This window comes from Oleiphilus sp. HI0080 (assembly GCF_001635135.1).
The window spans coordinates 1-286 of the sequence record NZ_LWFU01001178.1; the positions used below are offsets into that span (position 1 = coordinate 1).

Annotated in this window: 1 protein-coding gene; it reads right to left on the reverse strand. The window is 51.7% G+C overall.

Features of this window, described 5'->3' with window-relative positions:
* The coding region (locus A3751_RS20930) for an FAD-dependent oxidoreductase (RefSeq protein ID WP_156492703.1) at positions 1-286 on the reverse strand (286 nt) is incomplete at both ends.

A 286-nucleotide genomic window follows, 5' to 3' on the forward strand; every position in this document is an offset into this window, starting at 1 on the left:
TGTACTAGGCTCGCCATATCACTGTCTTCGCGCGGCAGTACCGTGTCATTTCGGCCGACGAGTGTGACGTTGATACCAAGCCGATGAAAGCTTTGCGCAAGCTCGCACCCTATAGGCCCCTCTCCTACGACAATCATTGCTTTGGGTGGTTGGCGTAAATTCCAGATGGTATCGGAGTTATAAGCAAGATCTGAGTTAAGGCCCAATATCTCGGGCATGGCCGGCCTTGCGCCGGTTGCAATGATGATATTTTTCGCCGCAATGGTCTTGCCATCCACTTTGACAT